The following is a 16615-nucleotide window of genomic DNA, read 5'->3' as shown; positions in this document are numbered from 1 at the left end:
ATGATAAAGACATAAGCTGTACTAGCGTTACTTTCTTTTCAGTCGTAACAATAAACTCAGTAATAAAAGTGAGTAATAAAAACTGCCGCCTGAACTCTCACTTTTAGCTTGTGTTGTTGGGGGATTCTCTGGGTTATTGACATTTTCATCAGCTGATTCCATAAAAGTTGCTGTTAGAGAAATATCAGCTTCTGTTGATACCACACAGTCTTTATAACTTTCTGTTGTAAAGTAGTAAAACATTTTTCTATTAAACTCTCCCGTAGCGACATCTAAGTAACCGTCATCGTTATAATCACCAAATGATGTTGCAGTAACACCTTCGTCAGGCTCTGCAATTAATTGTGCAGCACTAAAACTGCTATGCCCTGTACCATAAACTAAATTTAATTTTGAAGGTCTATAATGGGCTGTCAATACATCCATGATACCGTCTTTGTCAATATCACCATAAGCCGCGCCGTATGTTCCAATACCAGTATCGACAATGGTTCTTGAACCTGAACGATATTGTGCGACCTCACCATTAATTATCTCCGCGGTAACGACGGAAACAATGTCATCTTTTTGATAGGCATCTATCGTCATTGATGCTGATGAAGATAACAGCTCTTCTGCAATAAAACTGCCGTTATCATTAATATACCACTGTGTTTTAGCCTTGGTGATACTATCGACTAATACTAATAAATCACCTGAGATATCGGCTGAAAATGAGGATATTACGATGTCATGTTGTCCATCGTTATTTTTATCGATTATTTTAAATGAGTAAGGGCTAATCCCTGCTATTTTTATATGTTGAGAAAAACTAAAATTTCCAAGTCCATCATTTAAATAAATTTTTATTTTACTTTGACCAAATTCTGCAACAAATAAGTCTAAGTCGCTATCACCGTCCCAATCAAATAAATCAAGTGCTGTTGGGTAATGTAAATCAGAGTCAATTAAAGTTGCATTAAATTTGCCATCACCTTCATTACTCCGAAAAGAAATATTTCCTGTAAATAAGCCAATAGAGACTAAATCATCTAAATGGTCACCATTGAGATCAGCGGTTCTTAATGTTTTCGCACCACCTGAATCTCCTCCTATTCGGGTGTAAATTTCGCTGGTTAATACTTGTGAACCTGAATCACATTGTTGACCTGACCAACCGTCAAATAACCAACCAGAGTTTGCTGTTGGTACTAAAGTATTCTTAGATAATGTATTGGTTATAGTACAGTTTTGACTACATTTTATATCCGCTTCTTTGGCGTTTACTTCGCCTTTTCCTTCAAGCGTAATAGTAATATTTGTTGCTTTTGCTGCTTGAGGCATTGATAACAATAATGACGTTGCCATTGAAAATAAAACATTCAATTTTTTCATAAAATATTCTTCAGTGATTAAAATTAATTTCTTTATAATATGTTTGAGATTTCAAACGATATAATTGTTATAATTTAATTATTATGTATTTATTCACATTTAAAATCAGTTGGTTACATGGGTGGATTAGGCGGTAATAGTTTTCGTTTAGGTGAGTATTTAGTGCTTCCTCAACATAATAAATTGGTTTTGAATGGTGAAGAGTACAAAGTTGAGCCTAAAATTATGCAGGTTTTATGCTACTTAATCTCACATAAAAAAGAGGTTGTCAGCAGAGATAAAATTGCTGAGGAGATATGGCCCGATTCTGTGATTGGTCTAGAAGTTGTTACCCGTGCTATTTTCGAGCTGAGAAAAATTTTAAAAGACGATCCTAAAAAGCCAGTTTATATTGAAACTATTGCCAGAAAAGGCTATTGCTTTATTTATGAAATGCCTCAAATCGGAGAGCATACTCTTGAAGATATGCCTAATTTAAAAAATAAAATAAGCCAATCGAAAAGTCGTAACCATTTGATTTTAGTTTTAATTGCTGGGTTTTTATTTGTTAGCATAATTCTATGGTTCATCAATGAATCTAACCAAGGATCTCCCTCCCATTTAGAGATCAGGTTATTAACTGATACTGAAATTTACGCAAATTCGCCTGCTATTTCACCTGACGGCTCACAAGTTCTATTTATTAAAAAAAATAATTTTAAAGCAACTAATAACCAATTAGTACTTCTTGATATAGCAACACAAAAACGAACAGTCATTGATGACGGCTTAGACTACAGAAAACCTAAATGGTCAAAAGATAATAATTTTTGGTATTACATTAAGTGTCAGACGAAAACCACTTGCGAAGTTATTCAGCATGAAATTAGTTCAGCTAAAGAAGTAAGCCTCCATCAAGTAAAATATCCGCTAGTTGACTTCGCTCTTTCAGATAACAGTAAGCGACTTTTTTTGGCTTTATTGGCTGATAATCGTCAACAATTAGCAGAAGTTAACTTAGGGGGAGTTAACAGAGGAGAATTTAATAGAGGAGAAATTAATAGAGAAGTACGCTTTATCAATACTCCTGAAGAGAATAATTCATTCCCGACGTTTAGCCATGACAATAAATCATTATATTATGTTTCCACCGTAATAGGTGGCTCATCTCACCTTTATCAATATGACATAGCGAGTCAAGCATCTACTCTCATCAATGATCAATTTAGTCGCATTAGAGGACTTTCACTGAAAGATGATAAAACACTATGGTTATCTGGCCAATTGGCTGGGCAACTAGGTATTTGGTACTTTAATACAATCAATAAAAAAATAACCCCTGCGTTTAACTCTCTTCCTGGTCATACGCCATCACAAATTTCTAGTCATGTGCAGACTGACAATCTAATTTATGAAAATAGAACTAAAACAATCAATATAGAAAGCGCAGGGGAGTTTGCATTAAACAATTTATCAAAAGCAAATAGCTCGATGATCGATATGAACGCTGCTTTTGCGCCTAACACTAAGACATTATATTTTTCATCAAATCGTAGTGGTTTATATGAACTTTGGCGATATAGCAACCATGGTCTTGAGAAAGTAACCAATATTCAAGCTAGTATGATTGAACGACCGATTATTAATTTGCAAGAAAATAAAATAGCATTTGTTACGAGAGCAAAAACTAATACAGAAATGACGGTGTTCGATCTTAAAGATAACTCTGAAATATCAAAAATTATCTTACCTAAAAAAGTTTTTTTGCTTTCTTGGTCAAACGATCAGCAGTTTATTTATTTCAGTGCTTTTGAAGCAGGGCAATACAATATTTATAAATTGAATCTACAAACCTCAGCATCAGAAAAAATTCTACTCAATGCCGGCGCTATTGCGCAAGAAAGCCAAGATGGTAGTCATTTATATTATGGTGATATGTTAAATGGACAATTGATGCGAAAATCGCCTTTAGGTGAAGTAGACGTTATGTTTAAAATACCTGCTAGTGATTTAAAAAGTATTATGCCCCATAGACTAAAAGTGAGTGATGAGGGATTTTATTATTTTTCGTCAGAAGGTCGAACGTCACAATTAAAATACTATTCATTTAAAGATAAAACGTTGCAAGTTCACTTAGTATTACCAAGCGATATTTTTGTTACTGACATTGTTTTAGATAAATCTGTGTCGGTGATATTTGATCGTTTTAATAAAGTTAATAGCAACTTAATTGAGTTACATTAATGAATATTGCGAAACCTATGACCGTAAAACAATTTGATCTAAGCAGGAGTAATTTGAACGAAAGCCAAACCACCACGTTAAATATACCTTCTAAGATGATTGAAGAGCAACATAATTAAGTTGTAATCGACAGTAACGAGTCTGTCCCTTCATTTGTTTTAATTGTTAAATTTCATCTCAACATTTAAACGTATTGATAAATACAGGCAATAAAAAAGCACCAGCTTCTTATGAAAGAAAAGTGGTGCTTTGTTTAACTATGAACAGATTAGTTTACTGTTTCTTAAACCTTCTTGATGCTAAGCCGATAATACCTAATGCGAAAATAGCAAGGGTAGAGGGCTCTGGAACTTGTGAATAAGCGCCTGTAGTTACATTATCCATCCCCATATAAGTTGGGTTATGGTTAAACTGTAAGCTAGCAATGTCTTTTGATGTATCAACAATTCCAAAAAATCCCCATTGCTCTGAAGCGGCGGTATTTAAGTATGTTACCCCTTCGTATATTACGTTCAAATTTTGAATAGTACTTGAATAATGAACTTGGGTGAAGTCAAACCCTATAGCGTTGAATGAATTATTTAATAAAATTGTAGAGCTTGAACTTGTAGCATAATTCCACAAATAATCGTTGTTACATGTAAATGAAAGAGAATCATTATATCCATTACAATAGTTTTCATCCGCTTGATACGTAGTGTTTGAGCTATTGATCGTGAAATCGTTACGAACTAAAGAAATTTGCGTGGTGCCAGTTACAAAGTTGTCAAAACCATCAGTTTGAAAAGATGAAAGATAGTTTTCGAAAGTAATTCTATCATTAAATGTAATTATTCCTGCACTAGCATAACCACTTAAAGATAAAATTAAACCAGCCAAAGTAGCTTTTAACATTTTTATATTAATCATATTTTCCCTTGTTCTACATTCCTAGTTGTAGAGTGATATTAATTGTTTATTGTTAAAAAGCACAAACTGCACCAAGATATAAAACCTATTTATTTTCAATGGTGTAGGAGTGTTGGGTGGGTTTTTATGCTCAAAAGTGTAAATTTATTAGACACATATACAATCATAACCACCCGTTTTCCTTACATTTATTAAACAACTGCAATTATTACCACCCAATTAAACATTCCTGTATAATCTCGCTCATTAAACAACTGCCATAATTTATGGATTTAATTTGTAATATTGGCAGCTAAACAAATATTAATGACGTTACTCTTCTCTTTATAAGAAATTAGTAAAAACACCAGTTATACGAAAAGAGTCTGTTGAGAAACCTATGACCGTAAAACAATTTGATCCAAGCAGCAGTAATTCGAACGAAAGTCAAACAACCACGTTAGACATTCCTTCAAAAATGATTGAAGAGCAACATAACGAAGTTGTTAGCTCCAAGAAAGAATCAGAACGCGCTGCAAAAGTAGGCTTTGTGAGTCTCGGCTGCCCGAAAAACTTAGTAGATTCTGAGCGAATCTTGACTCAACTACGCACCGAAGGTTATGACGTTGTCAATTCATATGACGATGCAGAAATGGTGATAGTAAATACCTGTGGTTTTATCGATTCTGCGGTGCAGGAGTCACTTGATACTATTGGCGAAGCGCTTAAAGAAAACGGAAAAGTACTTGTAACTGGGTGCTTAGGAGCAAAAAAAGATGAAATTGTTGAGCTTCATCCTAACGTGCTTGGTGTTACAGGTCCTCATGCTTACGATGAAGTGTTAGCACAAGTTCATGAGCATGTTGAAAAGCCAAAACACAATCCGTTAATTGATTTAGTACCTGATCACGGTGTGAAGCTTACCCCGAAACATTACGCTTATTTAAAAATATCTGAAGGCTGTAATCACCGTTGTACTTTCTGCATTATTCCTTCAATGCGTGGTGATTTAGACTCACGTCCTGTTGGTGATGTTATAGGTGAAGCCAAACGTTTAGTGAATGCCGGTGTAAAAGAGTTATTGGTGATTTCGCAAGACACTTCAGCGTACGGCGTAGATGTAAAACATAAACTTGATTTTTACGAAGGCATGCCGGTAAAAACGCATATGCAACAGCTTTGTGAAGAATTAGCCAAGCAGGGCGTTTGGGTGCGATTACATTATGTTTATCCTTATCCGCATGTAGATAACATCATCCCATTAATGGCCGAAGGTAAAATTCTCCCATATTTAGATATTCCCTTTCAACACGCTAATAAACGCATTTTGAAATTGATGAAACGCCCTGGTAGCTCAGATCGTGTATTAGAACGCATTAAAAAATGGCGAGAAATTTGTCCTGAACTCGTGATTCGTTCTACTTTCATTGTCGGTTTTCCAGGGGAAACAGAAGAAGAATTTGAAGAACTATTAGCCTTTTTAGAAGAAGCACAATTAGACCGGGTGGGATGTTTTAAATATTCGCCAGTAGAAGGTGCTACCGCAAACGACTTACCTGATCATGTTTCAGAAGAAGTGATGGAAGATCGTTTACAACGTTTTATGGCGGTGCAAGCGAAAATTAGTAGTGAAAAATTACAAGCTCGTATTGGACAAGAATATTTAATTTTAATTGATGAAGTAACCGAGCTTGGTGCAGTTGGGCGTTCATACATGGATGCGCCAGAAGTTGATGGTAAAGTGTATTTATCTGATGAATATGATGTGGAGCCTGGCGATCAAGTTTGGGTGCAAATTATCCACGCCGATGAACATGACGTGTGGGGCGTATTGGTCGAAGATTAATACTTTGTACTAAGTCGTCATCGTTATATAACATGACGACTTTTAAGCGATAATAAAGCAATAGCACTTTAGCTATTACCAATAATTTTTTATCAACTTTACTTATCGTGAGTTACTTAGTTACTTAGTTACTTAGTTAGTTAACTACAAGTAAATTCATTGCCGCTTCTATCTTCATCTTTATCATCGTTATCGGTGTCTTGGCTAGCGTAAACTCGCCCTGATAATGAAATATTGATGCCTCTTGCAAGTTCAGGATAATCTTTTGGGCAATAAGTGAAAACACTGTTGTTGCCACTAATTAGTCGACCTGTTGGGGCGTACACTAAAGATGTTTGATTGAGCGTTAAAGAATCGTTAGTTTTTATTTGTGATTTAACTTTAATCACTTGTTCGTTTGCTGAATTAAACTTTGTGTTATCAGCGGTATTATTAAAAACAGTTAACTCTTTTTTCCAATCAGTTCCGCAAACGTTTGAGGCTGACAGCGGACATAAAGTTACATTCTTGCCACTATTTATCGCCGCATTTCGGGCAGTTAAGATAAGACGATGTAACTCTGAAATTTCATTATCAACTCGCGACTCAACTAAATAACTATTTAAATTAGGTAAGGCAATCATCATTAATACACCAAGAATAGAAACACTAACCAATAGTTCTATTAGCGTAAAACCTTGTTGCATCGAAGCTAATTTTATCGTTTTTCTACGACTTTTCATGATAAATACAACTTAAACTTTAAACCGTCTAAGTAAGTTATATCATTTAATGACTTTTTCAGCCAATGTAAATTCGTCAGCAGATTAATTCCTCAAACTTGATTGCTTACTGTTTAGTGATACAGTGAATTAATCACAAAGGATTATTTTTCCACTTCTGTTTTTGTCTTTACCTTGATGCTTACCTGTTTGGCTTTGGTAAGATTTATATAGCCTACCGGACGTTGCTACTATGATGCCTCTAGAGTGATTTGCATGGTTTTTAGGGCAGTACTTAAATGTGCCATTTTGTCCCCATTTCGATAAATAACCGGTAGCAGCGTAAGTTACTCCGACTCTATTTTTACCGTATTGCAGTTTATCTTGTTCATCAATTGCACCTTTCATTACAATAATGTGCTCATTGTTGTTAGGTTCAAAGCGTTTATTATCGTTACTGTCGGTAAACACATAAATAGATCGAGCCCAATCGTTAGTACAATAATTGGCATCATTTAATGGACAAACTGTGGTGGATTTTCCGGTATTTATTGCTGCATTTCTGGCAGAGAGCAATAAGCGATAAAGGTGTGATATTTCATTATCTACTTTTAACTTGACGGTGAAATCGATAAGACTGGGCACACCTATGGCCGTGAGTGAAACTAATATAGCTAATGCAACTAACACTTCAATTAACGTAAAACCAATATACCTATTCATTTTATTCATCATCCATGAAGAATTAAACGTAAAATAGGTATAGAGGGTAAACTAATTATTTTCCAGTCAGGTTATCGATTTTTTAGTGATTAAACATCATAAATTGTTGGAATAGGAGAACGTTTGTGTTGAGTACGTTGATAAATAGCAAGAATGGTTGCTAAGGTTTGGCTATCAACTTGTTTACCTTCTAAAAAGTCATCAAGTTGATCGTAACTCATGCCTAAAGCATCTTCATCTTTTTTACTGGGCGATAATTCTTCTAAATCTGCCGTTGGCGCTTTATCAATTAGTATACTTGGTGCACCTAATTTTTTAGCAACTTGCTTTACTTGACGTTTAGATAAACCAAATAAAGGCGCTAAATCACATGCACCGTCTCCCCACTTTGTGAAAAAACCAGTGATGTTTTCGGCCGAATGATCCGTGCCAATAACGAGCCCGCCTATCATTCCTGCGATATGGTATTGCATCACCATTCTTGTTCTTGCTTTTACATTGCCTTTTGAAAAATCAATTTGAGCGTCTCCCATAGTTAGGAGATTGTTGTTTTCTAGCGCTTGAACCGCTTCGTTATGTACTCCTTCTACGCCAGCAAGTACGTTAGTGGTTAAGCAATGAGAAGGTTGAATAAAATCGACAGCTAATTGTGCGTCAACTTCATCGGCTTGTACGTTATAAGGTAAACGAACGGCAATAAATTGATAATGCTTATCAGAATTTTCCGCTGCTTCTTGGTTTAATTCATCGATGGCAAGTTGTGCAAGTTTGCCACAGGTTGAAGAGTCCACACCGCCACTAATACCTAAGACAAGATTGGTTAAACCAGAACTTTTTAACTGTGACTTGATAAACTGAATACGGCGTTCAATTTCAAAATCTACATCAATTGAGGGTAAAACTTTCATTTCGTCAATGATATCTTGCGGGTTCATCTGTTTTCCTATGTGCGTGAATAAAGTCAAAAAGCGCTTAATACTTAGTGTACCAAACTCTAAAAAATATGTGATGGGTTTTATTGTTAGAACTTAAAATTTATTTCTATAATCAATTGTGTACAATAGTAATATCTGCCGTTTATTTATTATCAACGAGTTAATCTATGAAAAAAATTGAAGCGATTATTAAACCATTTAAATTAGATGATGTACGCGAAGCCTTAGGTGAAATTGGCGTAACAGGTATGACAGTTTCTGAAGTCAAAGGTTTTGGCCGTCAAAAAGGTCATACTGAGCTTTATCGAGGCGCAGAATATATGGTTGATTTTTTACCTAAAGCGAAAGTTGATATTGTGGTTCAAGATGATTCTGTTGAGCGATGCATTAAAGCAATTATGGATTCTGCACAAACAGGAAAAATTGGTGACGGTAAAATATTTGTCACTGATGTTGAACGAGTGATCCGCATTCGAACCGGTGAAGAAGATGGTGAAGCGATTTAATTGCATTTTTAGATAAGTTATCTCTTGTAATCTATGCTTCTAGCAATAATTAAAAAAATGGCGACTAATTATAGTCGCCATTTTTATTTTCAATTTTAAATTAAAGGTTAATCATTTGATTCATCAGCGTTTTGATTACTTGGATAATTCGCTGCTAACACTTGTTTTGCATTGCTTTCTAAATCACTTAACCCCATTGCTTGATAGCACTCGATCATAATTTCTAAGGCTGCTTCCACTTCAGGGCTTGTTGAATAATGCTCAACGATAAAACGTCCTCTATTGGCCGCAGATGCATAAGCTTCACGTTTCAAGTAAAAACGAGCTACTGAAAGTTCATATTTAGCTAAGCGTGATTTAATCGCAATCATACGTTGTCTTGCATCTGTCGCGTATTTACTTTGCGGGAAGTCAGTTAAAATCGTTTTAAAGTCATTAAACGCTTCACGTGCCGCGGTAGGATCTCGATCAGAGCGATCAATCCCAGCTAAGTCTTGAAATAAATTGTCTTCGGTAGAAAGGTTGATTAACGCACGCATGTAATAGACATAGTCAACATTCGCATGGTTTGGATTTAGTTTAAGAAAACGTTCAGCCAATGCAATACCTTGGGCCGAATCGCCACTTTTATAGTAACCGTAAATCAAATCTAACTGAACTTGATGAGAAATTGGTCCATAAGGAAAACGTGAATCAATGGCTGACAGTATTTGTATTGCTTTTTTGTATAAGCCGCTATCTAAAGCTTCCCGTGCATCAGTAAATAATGCTTGTGCTGATTTGTCTGGTACTTTATCGATTTCAGTATCTTCAGATGAAGAACAGCCCACTAAAGTTAAAATTAGTACTAAAAAAATTGTTTTAATTATCAGTTTGTCCATAGACCTTGGTATCACTACGTTAAAATACTAACTTCACTTACTCGTTAGTATGTTCGTTAAAATAAAATGTTTACTTGTTTCAGTTACCCAACGTAATTATTTGGTGTAATTGATTTATCAAACAGGTAAAATAAGCACTGGCATTCTAACCTAGCAATCAAACCTTGCACAGTGCTAATTAATAGAGATTTTAATGGCTGAAATAATTCAACACAAAGATATCGTTCCTGAATCATGTTTAGGTAAACGATTCGACCAAACCATTGCGGAAATGTTCCCTGAATATTCGCGTTCACGATTAAAAGAATGGATCTTAGCCGGTCACGTTCAAGTTAATGGTGAAGTATTAACCAAAGCGCGAGAAAAAATGTATGGTGGTGAAACGATCAGTATTGAAACTCAGGTTGAAGCTGAAGAACGTTTTAAATCACAGAACATTCCCTTAAATATTGTTTACGAAGATGATGATATTTTAGTGATCAATAAACCTGCAGGTTTAGTTGTTCACCCTGGAGCGGGTAATCCAGACGGTACTGTTTTAAATGCGTTATTGCATCATTGTCCACAGGTTGATGTTGTGCCACGAGCAGGTATTGTTCACCGACTCGATAAAGACACTACCGGTTTAATGGTGGTGGCTAAAACGATTGCTGCGCAAACTAATTTAGTTGAATCACTTCAAGCCAGAGAAATTACCCGTGAGTATGAAGCTATTGCCAGTGGTATTATGACCGCTGGAGGTATTGTTGATGAACCTATTGGTCGTCATTCAACTAAACGTACCCATATGGCGGTGACTATTTCAGGTCGTCCTTCCGTTACACATTATCGTGTAATGGAAAAATTTCGTTTGCATACTCGTTTACGCTTACGCCTCGAAACAGGCCGAACTCACCAAATTCGTGTGCATATGGCGCATATTACTCATCCTTTGGTGGGGGATCCGGTTTATGGTGGTCGTCCTCGTCCTCCTAAAAATGCGACGCCTGAATTAAGAGAAGTATTAAAAGGATTCAAACGCCAAGCCTTACATGCGGCAATGCTATCGTTATTTCATCCTATTACAGGGGAACAAATGACATGGCATGCAGAAATTCCGCATGATATGGTCGCTTTAACCAATATTCTTCGTGAAGATACGCAGTTGAATGAAACCCCCGATTTTTAATCTAAACCCTAAAAATAATATCGCCTTTGATAACGTTGAAATGCCTGTTGAACATATTCAGGCATTTCAAACGACACGTTTACACCCAACACCTTTTATAAAACCAACTGGTCATTTACAAACAAGCTTTGATCACGCGTCATTGTCATCTTCCGTTGAAAAAATGGCTCCTACGGCGTTTGAGCAATTTAATTTAGGTTTACATGTTGCTGATAATGCCAAAAAGGTAGAAGAAAATAGACAAGCATTACTCGCTTATTTACCGAAAAATACAGAAATTCAGTGGCTAGATCAAGTGCATGGTAATCATGTGTTCACTGTAGAAAAACTTAGTTCGTTTATTGAAGCTGATGCTGTGATCACGCGTACGCCAAAACTGGCGTTAGCCATTATGACTGCTGATTGTTTACCTATTTTATTAGCAAATAAACAAGGTACAGAAATTGCTGCCATACATGCAGGTTGGCGGTCTTTAGCCAGTGGGATCATTCAGCAAACTTTAGCTAAAATGCACAGCGATAATCGTGATATATACGCGTGGTTTGGTCCTTGCATCAGCCAAAAAAATTTCGAAGTGGGTGTTGAGGTAAAAAAACAATTTGAACAGATGAATACTCAATTTTCATCGGCATTTATTGAAAATAGCCACAGCCTTGAAGCGAATAAGTGGCTTGCTGATTTATCAAAAATAGCGCAAATACAATTTATTGAATTAGGGGTTAACCAGTTTTCTGTTAATTCTCATTGTACTTATGCTGAAAATGAGCGCTATTATTCATATCGTAAAGAACAAAAGACCGGCAGAATGGCTGCAATTATTTGTATAAAATAACCCATCATCATTATTTTATACCTAACCTTGATAACTTGATTTAAATCAAAGGCGTAATTTTAAACGTAGTTAAGTGCTTGAAATATTATTAAACGCCCATAAATTTTAATTAAGATTAATCGTAAGTCCAGTGATATGGCTGTAAGGAATATTTATGCGTTTAGACCGTTTTACTCAAACTTTTCAAGTGGCAATTTCTGATGCGCAATCGATTGCATTAGGTAAAGACCATCAATTTATTGAGCCTGTACATTTAATGTTAGCGCTTTTAAATCAAAATAATGGCAGTACACTTCCGCTTTTAAAAAGTGCAGGTGTTGATGTTTTTTCATTAAGAAGCCAAGTTGAAAAAGTGATCAATGATTTAGCTCAAGTATCAGGTGCAGGTGGAGATGTTCAGTTATCTGCTGCCATGGGAAATTTACTGAATCTTTGCGATAAATTTGCGCAAAAGCTAGGTGATAAATATATATCTTCTGAAATATTTTTATTAGCGGCACTAGAAGATAAAGGCAAGCTTGGACAAATTTTAAAAACACTCGGCGCCTCCGAACAACGCATTAAAGATGCCATTGAGCATGTGCGTGGCGGGCAAAAGGTTGACGATCAAAATGCTGAAGATGTTCGCCAAGCTTTAGATAAATTCACGGTTGATTTAACCGAACGTGCTGAGCAGGGGAAATTAGACCCTGTGATCGGTCGCGATGATGAAATTCGTCGAACTATTCAAGTGTTACAACGTCGCACTAAAAATAATCCGGTGTTAATTGGTCAACCTGGGGTTGGGAAAACCGCTATTGCAGAAGGATTAGCACAGCGAATTGTTGATCATGAAGTACCAGAAGGTTTGAAAAACAAACGCGTATTGTCGCTCGATATGGGCGCATTAGTTGCGGGGGCAAAATACCGAGGTGAATTTGAAGAGCGTTTAAAAGCGGTGCTTAATGAACTTGCTAAGGAAGAAGGCCGAGTCATTTTATTTATCGATGAATTACATACCATGGTTGGCGCGGGTAAAACCGATGGCGCTATGGATGCCGGTAATATGTTAAAACCAGCCTTAGCTCGAGGTGATTTACATTGCGTGGGTGCTACTACCTTAGATGAATATCGTCAATACATTGAAAAAGATGCTGCTCTTGAGCGTCGCTTTCAAAAAGTATTAGTAGATGAGCCAAGTGTTGAAGATACCATCGCAATTTTACGTGGCTTAAAAGAGCGTTATGAGCTGCACCATAAAGTAGAGATTACCGATCCGGCTATTGTCGCCGCTGCTACTTTGTCTCATCGTTATATCAGCGATCGTCAACTTCCTGATAAAGCAATTGATTTAATTGACGAGTCTGCCTCAAGTATTCGTTTGCAAATGGACTCTAAACCTGAAGTATTAGACAAACTCGACAGGAAAATAATTCAGTTAAAATTAGAACAAAAATCGTTAGAAGATGATGCCGATGATTCGTCGTTACAGCGCTCTGCACTGATCACAAATCAATTATCTGAGTTAGAAAAAGAGTATCATGAGCTCGATGAAGTTTGGACGTCAGAAAAGGCGGCGATACATGGTACGCAAGCGATCAAAACCGATCTTGAACACGCTCGGTTAGAGCTAGATGCAGCACGTCGAAACGGTGATTTAAATCGAATGGCGGAATTGCAATATAGTCGTATTCCTGAGTTAGAAAAGCAACTCGACTTAGCCACTCAAGCCGAAATGCATGAGATGAGCTTACTAAGAAATAAAGTTACCGATGTCGAAATTGCTGATGTATTAAGTCGTTCCACTGGTATTCCTGTGTCAAAAATGCTGGAAGGTGAGCGCGATAAGTTGCTTAGAATGGAAGAAGACTTACACAAACGAGTTATCGGACAATCCGAAGCTGTAGTGTCTATTTCAAATGCGATAAGACGTTCTCGAGCTGGACTTTCTGATCCAAATCAGCCGATAGGTTCCTTTTTATTTTTAGGACCAACTGGGGTTGGTAAAACTGAATTAACCAAAGCGTTAGCCCATTTTATGTTTGATAGTGAAGACGCTTTGATTCGTGTTGATATGTCAGAATTTATGGAAAAACATTCTGTTGCTCGTTTAGTTGGTGCGCCTCCAGGCTATGTAGGTTATGAAGAAGGAGGGTATTTAACTGAAGCGGTTAGACGTAAACCTTATTCTGTGATCTTATTAGATGAAATTGAAAAAGCACATTCTGATGTTTTTAATATATTGCTGCAAGTGCTTGATGATGGTCGATTAACGGATGGTCAAGGTCGAACCGTAGACTTTAGAAATACCGTTGTCATTATGACATCAAACATTGGCTCGGAAATCATTCAAAGTTTTACTGATGATAGCCAATATCAAGCGATGAAAGCACAAGTTATGTTAGAAGTGAGTAATCATTTTAAACCAGAATTTATTAATCGTATTGATGAGTCGGTGGTATTTCATCCCTTACTATCAGAGCAAATACAAGAAATTGCTGGTATTCAAATTTCATCCTTGGCGAAACGTATTGCCGATAAAGGACTTGAGTTGAAAGTTTCTGAAGAAGCGCTCGCGCTAGTTTCAGAGGCGGGGTTTGATCCATTATTTGGTGCTAGACCGTTAAAACGTTCTATTCAACAACTCATTGAAAACCCATTGGCTAATAAAATACTGTCAAATGAGTTTTCAACAAATTCAACAATTCACTTAATTGTTGAAAATGGGGAATTAGTGTTTCAGTAACCATTAATTCCCATATGAGACAATGAGTGAATGGCTGAGCTTAAGCCATGCTAATTATTTAGTGTGACTTAAGTTCAGTATTAATGGCTTCGACAATTTTTTCAGGGTTTTCTAAATATAAATTGTGGTTAAGCAAAATTAACGTGTCATTATGGGCTAATAACAAAGCTGGAATTGCATTCGTTCCTATGACTTCTTGTAATTCACTAATATCATGAAAAGTAAACTCAGCGTCTTTGGTGAGTTTTTCAATTTTTAGTGCTTTTGCTGGTGGTGAAAGTTTTAAACTATCTATCAGTGGTTGCACATCATCTTTGTCAGTTAAATCGTTTGCTGATTCAAAATGGGCTTTTTGCATTGCTATCAATAAATCTAAAGCGTGCTTATTTGATTTATGTTGAACCCAAGTTAATAAATTAGCGGCTAATGTAGAATCTTTATTATCAGATAAAGAGTTTAGATAATCTTGCCCAAAAGGAACGCCGCTTAATTCTTTTACTGCCTTTACGGTTGATAAATCTACTTTATTGTCACCATCATAGTAAGCGCAGTGCATTAAATGAATAGGCATTTTAGGATAAGCAGATGCGATATTTTTCACTAAAGGCGTAGCCGCATAACTCCACGGACAATGAGAATCGTAAATGAAAAATAACTCACTAGACATATATATAAACCTGTAAAAATAAAAGACCAGTGAATTTTAACGCCTCTCTCGCAATAAACCTAGCCTTATATTTCAAAATTTTAGTAAAAACTGTGGTTAATTCTTGTGCTTTATGATATAAAGTGCGCCGCTAAATTTAAGTTAGAGGGATCTATATTTCTTATTTTAAAGAATTATTTATTTCGCTGCTTAAGTTGAACGACTAACTGTGCCAAATATTGGTACGTACTATAAATTCACATATACCTGTAGAAGATATATCGGGGTGCTCTGGTTTACTGTTATATTACAGTGCTTTGGGTCGAATATATTGGGTATATGAACGCTTAACCCCAAAGGAAAATATTATGCCAAACGTTTCAATGCGCGACATGCTTAAAGCAGGTGTTCACTTCGGTCACAAAACTCGTTACTGGAATCCAAAAATGAAAACTTACATTTTTGGTGCTCGTGACAAAGTTCATATCATTAACTTAGAGCAAACTGTTCCTATGTTTAATGATGCTTTAGCCTTTTTATCAGGTGTTTCATCTAAAAAAGGTAAAGTTTTATTCGTAGGTACTAAACGTGCTGCTAGCGACGCAATCAAAGATGCTGCAATCAAATGTGATCAATTCTACGTTAATCACCGTTGGTTAGGTGGTATGTTGACTAACTGGAAAACAGTTCGTCAATCAATCAAACGTTTAAAAGATTTAGAAGCTCAAAGCTCTGACGGTACTTTTGAAGCGCTTACTAAAAAAGAAGCGTTAATGCGTACTCGCGAAATGGAAAAGCTTGATAAAAGTCTTGGTGGTATTAAAAACATGGGTGGTTTACCTGATGCTTTATTTATCATTGATGCTGATCACGAGCACATTTCTATTAAAGAAGCTAACAACTTAGGTATTCCAGTAATATCTGTAGTTGATACAAACTCAAACCCAGATGGTGTTGATTACATCGTTCCTGGTAATGATGATGCGATCCGCGCAATTACTTTATACACTGACTCTGCAGCAAATGCTGTAATCGAAGGTCGTGAAAAAGACATCGTTGTACAAGCTGAAAAAGACGGTTTTGTTGAAGCTGAATAATTTCAGTTAATACGTAAAACATCGTTTTATTTTGCATTTGCCACTTAAGCACGCGTTTTTCGCTTTCTGC

The 16615-nt window shown here is 36.2% G+C and carries 14 protein-coding genes; 7 read left to right on the top strand and 7 right to left on the bottom strand.

Annotation, left to right across the window (positions count from 1 at the left end; genetic code table 11):
* Nucleotides 1–27: 27 nt before the first annotated feature.
* Nucleotides 28–1374, bottom strand: a complete 1347-nt coding sequence (locus Q4493_RS12020) for a VCBS repeat-containing protein (RefSeq protein ID WP_303452895.1) — start codon at nucleotides 1372–1374, stop codon at nucleotides 28–30.
* 117 nt (nucleotides 1375–1491) lie between these two features.
* Here Q4493_RS12020 and Q4493_RS12015 point away from each other — a divergent pair, with 117 nt between their 5' ends.
* Nucleotides 1492–3597 carry a winged helix-turn-helix domain-containing protein gene (locus Q4493_RS12015; RefSeq protein WP_303452894.1) on the top strand — a complete coding sequence of 702 codons (2106 nt, stop codon included), beginning with the start codon at nucleotides 1492–1494 and terminating at the stop codon, nucleotides 3595–3597.
* Nucleotides 3598–3870: 273 nt separating this feature from the next.
* On the opposite strand, the gene Q4493_RS12010 is transcribed toward Q4493_RS12015, so the two are convergent.
* Nucleotides 3871–4506, bottom strand: coding sequence for a PEP-CTERM sorting domain-containing protein (locus tag Q4493_RS12010; RefSeq protein WP_303452893.1), 636 nt, complete (start codon nucleotides 4504–4506; stop codon nucleotides 3871–3873).
* 379 nt (nucleotides 4507–4885) lie between these two features.
* On the opposite strand from Q4493_RS12010, the gene rimO reads away from it, so the two are divergent.
* Nucleotides 4886–6331, top strand: a complete 1446-nt coding sequence (rimO, locus tag Q4493_RS12005) for a 30S ribosomal protein S12 methylthiotransferase RimO (RefSeq protein WP_303452892.1) — start codon at nucleotides 4886–4888, stop codon at nucleotides 6329–6331.
* A gap of 140 nt (nucleotides 6332–6471) precedes the next feature.
* On the opposite strand, the gene Q4493_RS12000 is transcribed toward rimO, so the two are convergent.
* The 3 genes from Q4493_RS12000 to nadE all read right to left on the bottom strand — a co-directional run bounded on the left by Q4493_RS12000 (nucleotide 6472) and on the right by nadE (nucleotide 8690).
* Nucleotides 6472–7053: a GspH/FimT family pseudopilin gene (locus Q4493_RS12000; protein WP_303452891.1), complete on the bottom strand. Its 582-nt coding sequence runs from the start codon at nucleotides 7051–7053 to the stop codon at nucleotides 6472–6474.
* A 129-nt stretch (nucleotides 7054–7182) separates the two neighbouring features.
* Nucleotides 7183–7755 (bottom strand): GspH/FimT family pseudopilin, encoded by a 573-nt coding sequence (locus tag Q4493_RS11995; RefSeq protein ID WP_303452890.1) that lies wholly within the window; start codon nucleotides 7753–7755, stop codon nucleotides 7183–7185.
* An 89-nt stretch (nucleotides 7756–7844) separates the two neighbouring features.
* Nucleotides 7845–8690 (bottom strand): ammonia-dependent NAD(+) synthetase, encoded by an 846-nt coding sequence (gene nadE / locus Q4493_RS11990; protein ID WP_303452889.1) that lies wholly within the window; start codon nucleotides 8688–8690, stop codon nucleotides 7845–7847.
* A gap of 167 nt (nucleotides 8691–8857) precedes the next feature.
* Between nadE and glnB the strand changes: the two genes are divergently transcribed.
* A complete protein-coding gene (glnB, locus tag Q4493_RS11985; protein ID WP_303452888.1) occupies nucleotides 8858–9196 on the top strand; it encodes a nitrogen regulatory protein P-II in 339 nt (112 codons plus the stop codon).
* A gap of 107 nt (nucleotides 9197–9303) precedes the next feature.
* Here glnB and Q4493_RS11980 read toward each other — a convergent pair whose 3' ends face one another.
* On the bottom strand, nucleotides 9304–10077 hold the full coding sequence (locus Q4493_RS11980; protein WP_303452887.1) for an outer membrane protein assembly factor BamD: 774 nt from the start codon (nucleotides 10075–10077) through the stop codon (nucleotides 9304–9306).
* Nucleotides 10078–10270: 193 nt separating this feature from the next.
* Here Q4493_RS11980 and rluD point away from each other — a divergent pair, with 193 nt between their 5' ends.
* The 3 genes from rluD (at nucleotide 10271) to clpB (ending at nucleotide 14802) form a co-directional block, all read left to right on the top strand.
* Nucleotides 10271–11245 carry a 23S rRNA pseudouridine(1911/1915/1917) synthase RluD gene (gene rluD, locus Q4493_RS11975; protein WP_303452886.1) on the top strand — a complete coding sequence of 325 codons (975 nt, stop codon included), beginning with the start codon at nucleotides 10271–10273 and terminating at the stop codon, nucleotides 11243–11245.
* Complete coding sequence (gene pgeF / locus Q4493_RS11970; protein WP_303452885.1) at nucleotides 11226–12077, top strand: peptidoglycan editing factor PgeF; 852 nt, start codon at nucleotides 11226–11228, stop codon at nucleotides 12075–12077. Before rluD ends, pgeF begins: the two co-directional genes overlap by 20 nt.
* A 154-nt stretch (nucleotides 12078–12231) precedes the next feature.
* On the top strand, nucleotides 12232–14802 hold the full coding sequence (clpB, locus tag Q4493_RS11965; protein WP_303452884.1) for an ATP-dependent chaperone ClpB: 2571 nt from the start codon (nucleotides 12232–12234) through the stop codon (nucleotides 14800–14802).
* 58 nt (nucleotides 14803–14860) lie between these two features.
* Here clpB and Q4493_RS11960 read toward each other — a convergent pair whose 3' ends face one another.
* Nucleotides 14861–15469 (bottom strand): hypothetical protein, encoded by a 609-nt coding sequence (locus tag Q4493_RS11960; protein ID WP_303452883.1) that lies wholly within the window; start codon nucleotides 15467–15469, stop codon nucleotides 14861–14863.
* A 347-nt stretch (nucleotides 15470–15816) separates the two neighbouring features.
* Between Q4493_RS11960 and rpsB the strand changes: the two genes are divergently transcribed.
* A complete protein-coding gene (gene rpsB / locus Q4493_RS11955) occupies nucleotides 15817–16545 on the top strand; it encodes a 30S ribosomal protein S2 (RefSeq protein WP_303452882.1) in 729 nt (242 codons plus the stop codon).
* The last annotated feature ends 70 nt before the right edge of the window (nucleotides 16546–16615 follow it).

This window comes from Colwellia sp. 1_MG-2023 (assembly GCF_030546755.1).
Classification (GTDB): domain Bacteria; phylum Pseudomonadota; class Gammaproteobacteria; order Enterobacterales; family Alteromonadaceae; genus Thalassotalea_H.
The sequence above is the reverse complement of the archived record's forward strand: the minus strand, read 5'-3'. Positions and strand labels throughout refer to the sequence as shown.

Excerpts from the sequence above, each read along its gene's own strand:
- Q4493_RS12020 (WP_303452895.1), bottom strand. The coding sequence starts at position 1,374 with ATGAAAAAATTGAATGTTTTATTTTCAATGGCAACGTCATTATTGTTA.
- Q4493_RS12015 (WP_303452894.1), top strand. The coding sequence starts at position 1,492 with ATGGGTGGATTAGGCGGTAATAGTTTTCGTTTAGGTGAGTATTTAGTG.
- Q4493_RS12010 (WP_303452893.1), bottom strand. The coding sequence starts at position 4,506 with ATGATTAATATAAAAATGTTAAAAGCTACTTTGGCTGGTTTAATTTTA.
- rimO (WP_303452892.1), top strand. The coding sequence starts at position 4,886 with ATGACCGTAAAACAATTTGATCCAAGCAGCAGTAATTCGAACGAAAGT.
- Q4493_RS12000 (WP_303452891.1), bottom strand. The coding sequence starts at position 7,053 with ATGAAAAGTCGTAGAAAAACGATAAAATTAGCTTCGATGCAACAAGGT.
- Q4493_RS11995 (WP_303452890.1), bottom strand. The coding sequence starts at position 7,755 with ATGAATAGGTATATTGGTTTTACGTTAATTGAAGTGTTAGTTGCATTA.
- nadE (WP_303452889.1), bottom strand. The coding sequence starts at position 8,690 with ATGAACCCGCAAGATATCATTGACGAAATGAAAGTTTTACCCTCAATT.
- glnB (WP_303452888.1), top strand. The coding sequence starts at position 8,858 with ATGAAAAAAATTGAAGCGATTATTAAACCATTTAAATTAGATGATGTA.
- Q4493_RS11980 (WP_303452887.1), bottom strand. The coding sequence starts at position 10,077 with ATGGACAAACTGATAATTAAAACAATTTTTTTAGTACTAATTTTAACT.
- rluD (WP_303452886.1), top strand. The coding sequence starts at position 10,271 with ATGGCTGAAATAATTCAACACAAAGATATCGTTCCTGAATCATGTTTA.
- pgeF (WP_303452885.1), top strand. The coding sequence starts at position 11,226 with ATGAAACCCCCGATTTTTAATCTAAACCCTAAAAATAATATCGCCTTT.
- clpB (WP_303452884.1), top strand. The coding sequence starts at position 12,232 with ATGCGTTTAGACCGTTTTACTCAAACTTTTCAAGTGGCAATTTCTGAT.
- Q4493_RS11960 (WP_303452883.1), bottom strand. The coding sequence starts at position 15,469 with ATGTCTAGTGAGTTATTTTTCATTTACGATTCTCATTGTCCGTGGAGT.
- rpsB (WP_303452882.1), top strand. The coding sequence starts at position 15,817 with ATGCCAAACGTTTCAATGCGCGACATGCTTAAAGCAGGTGTTCACTTC.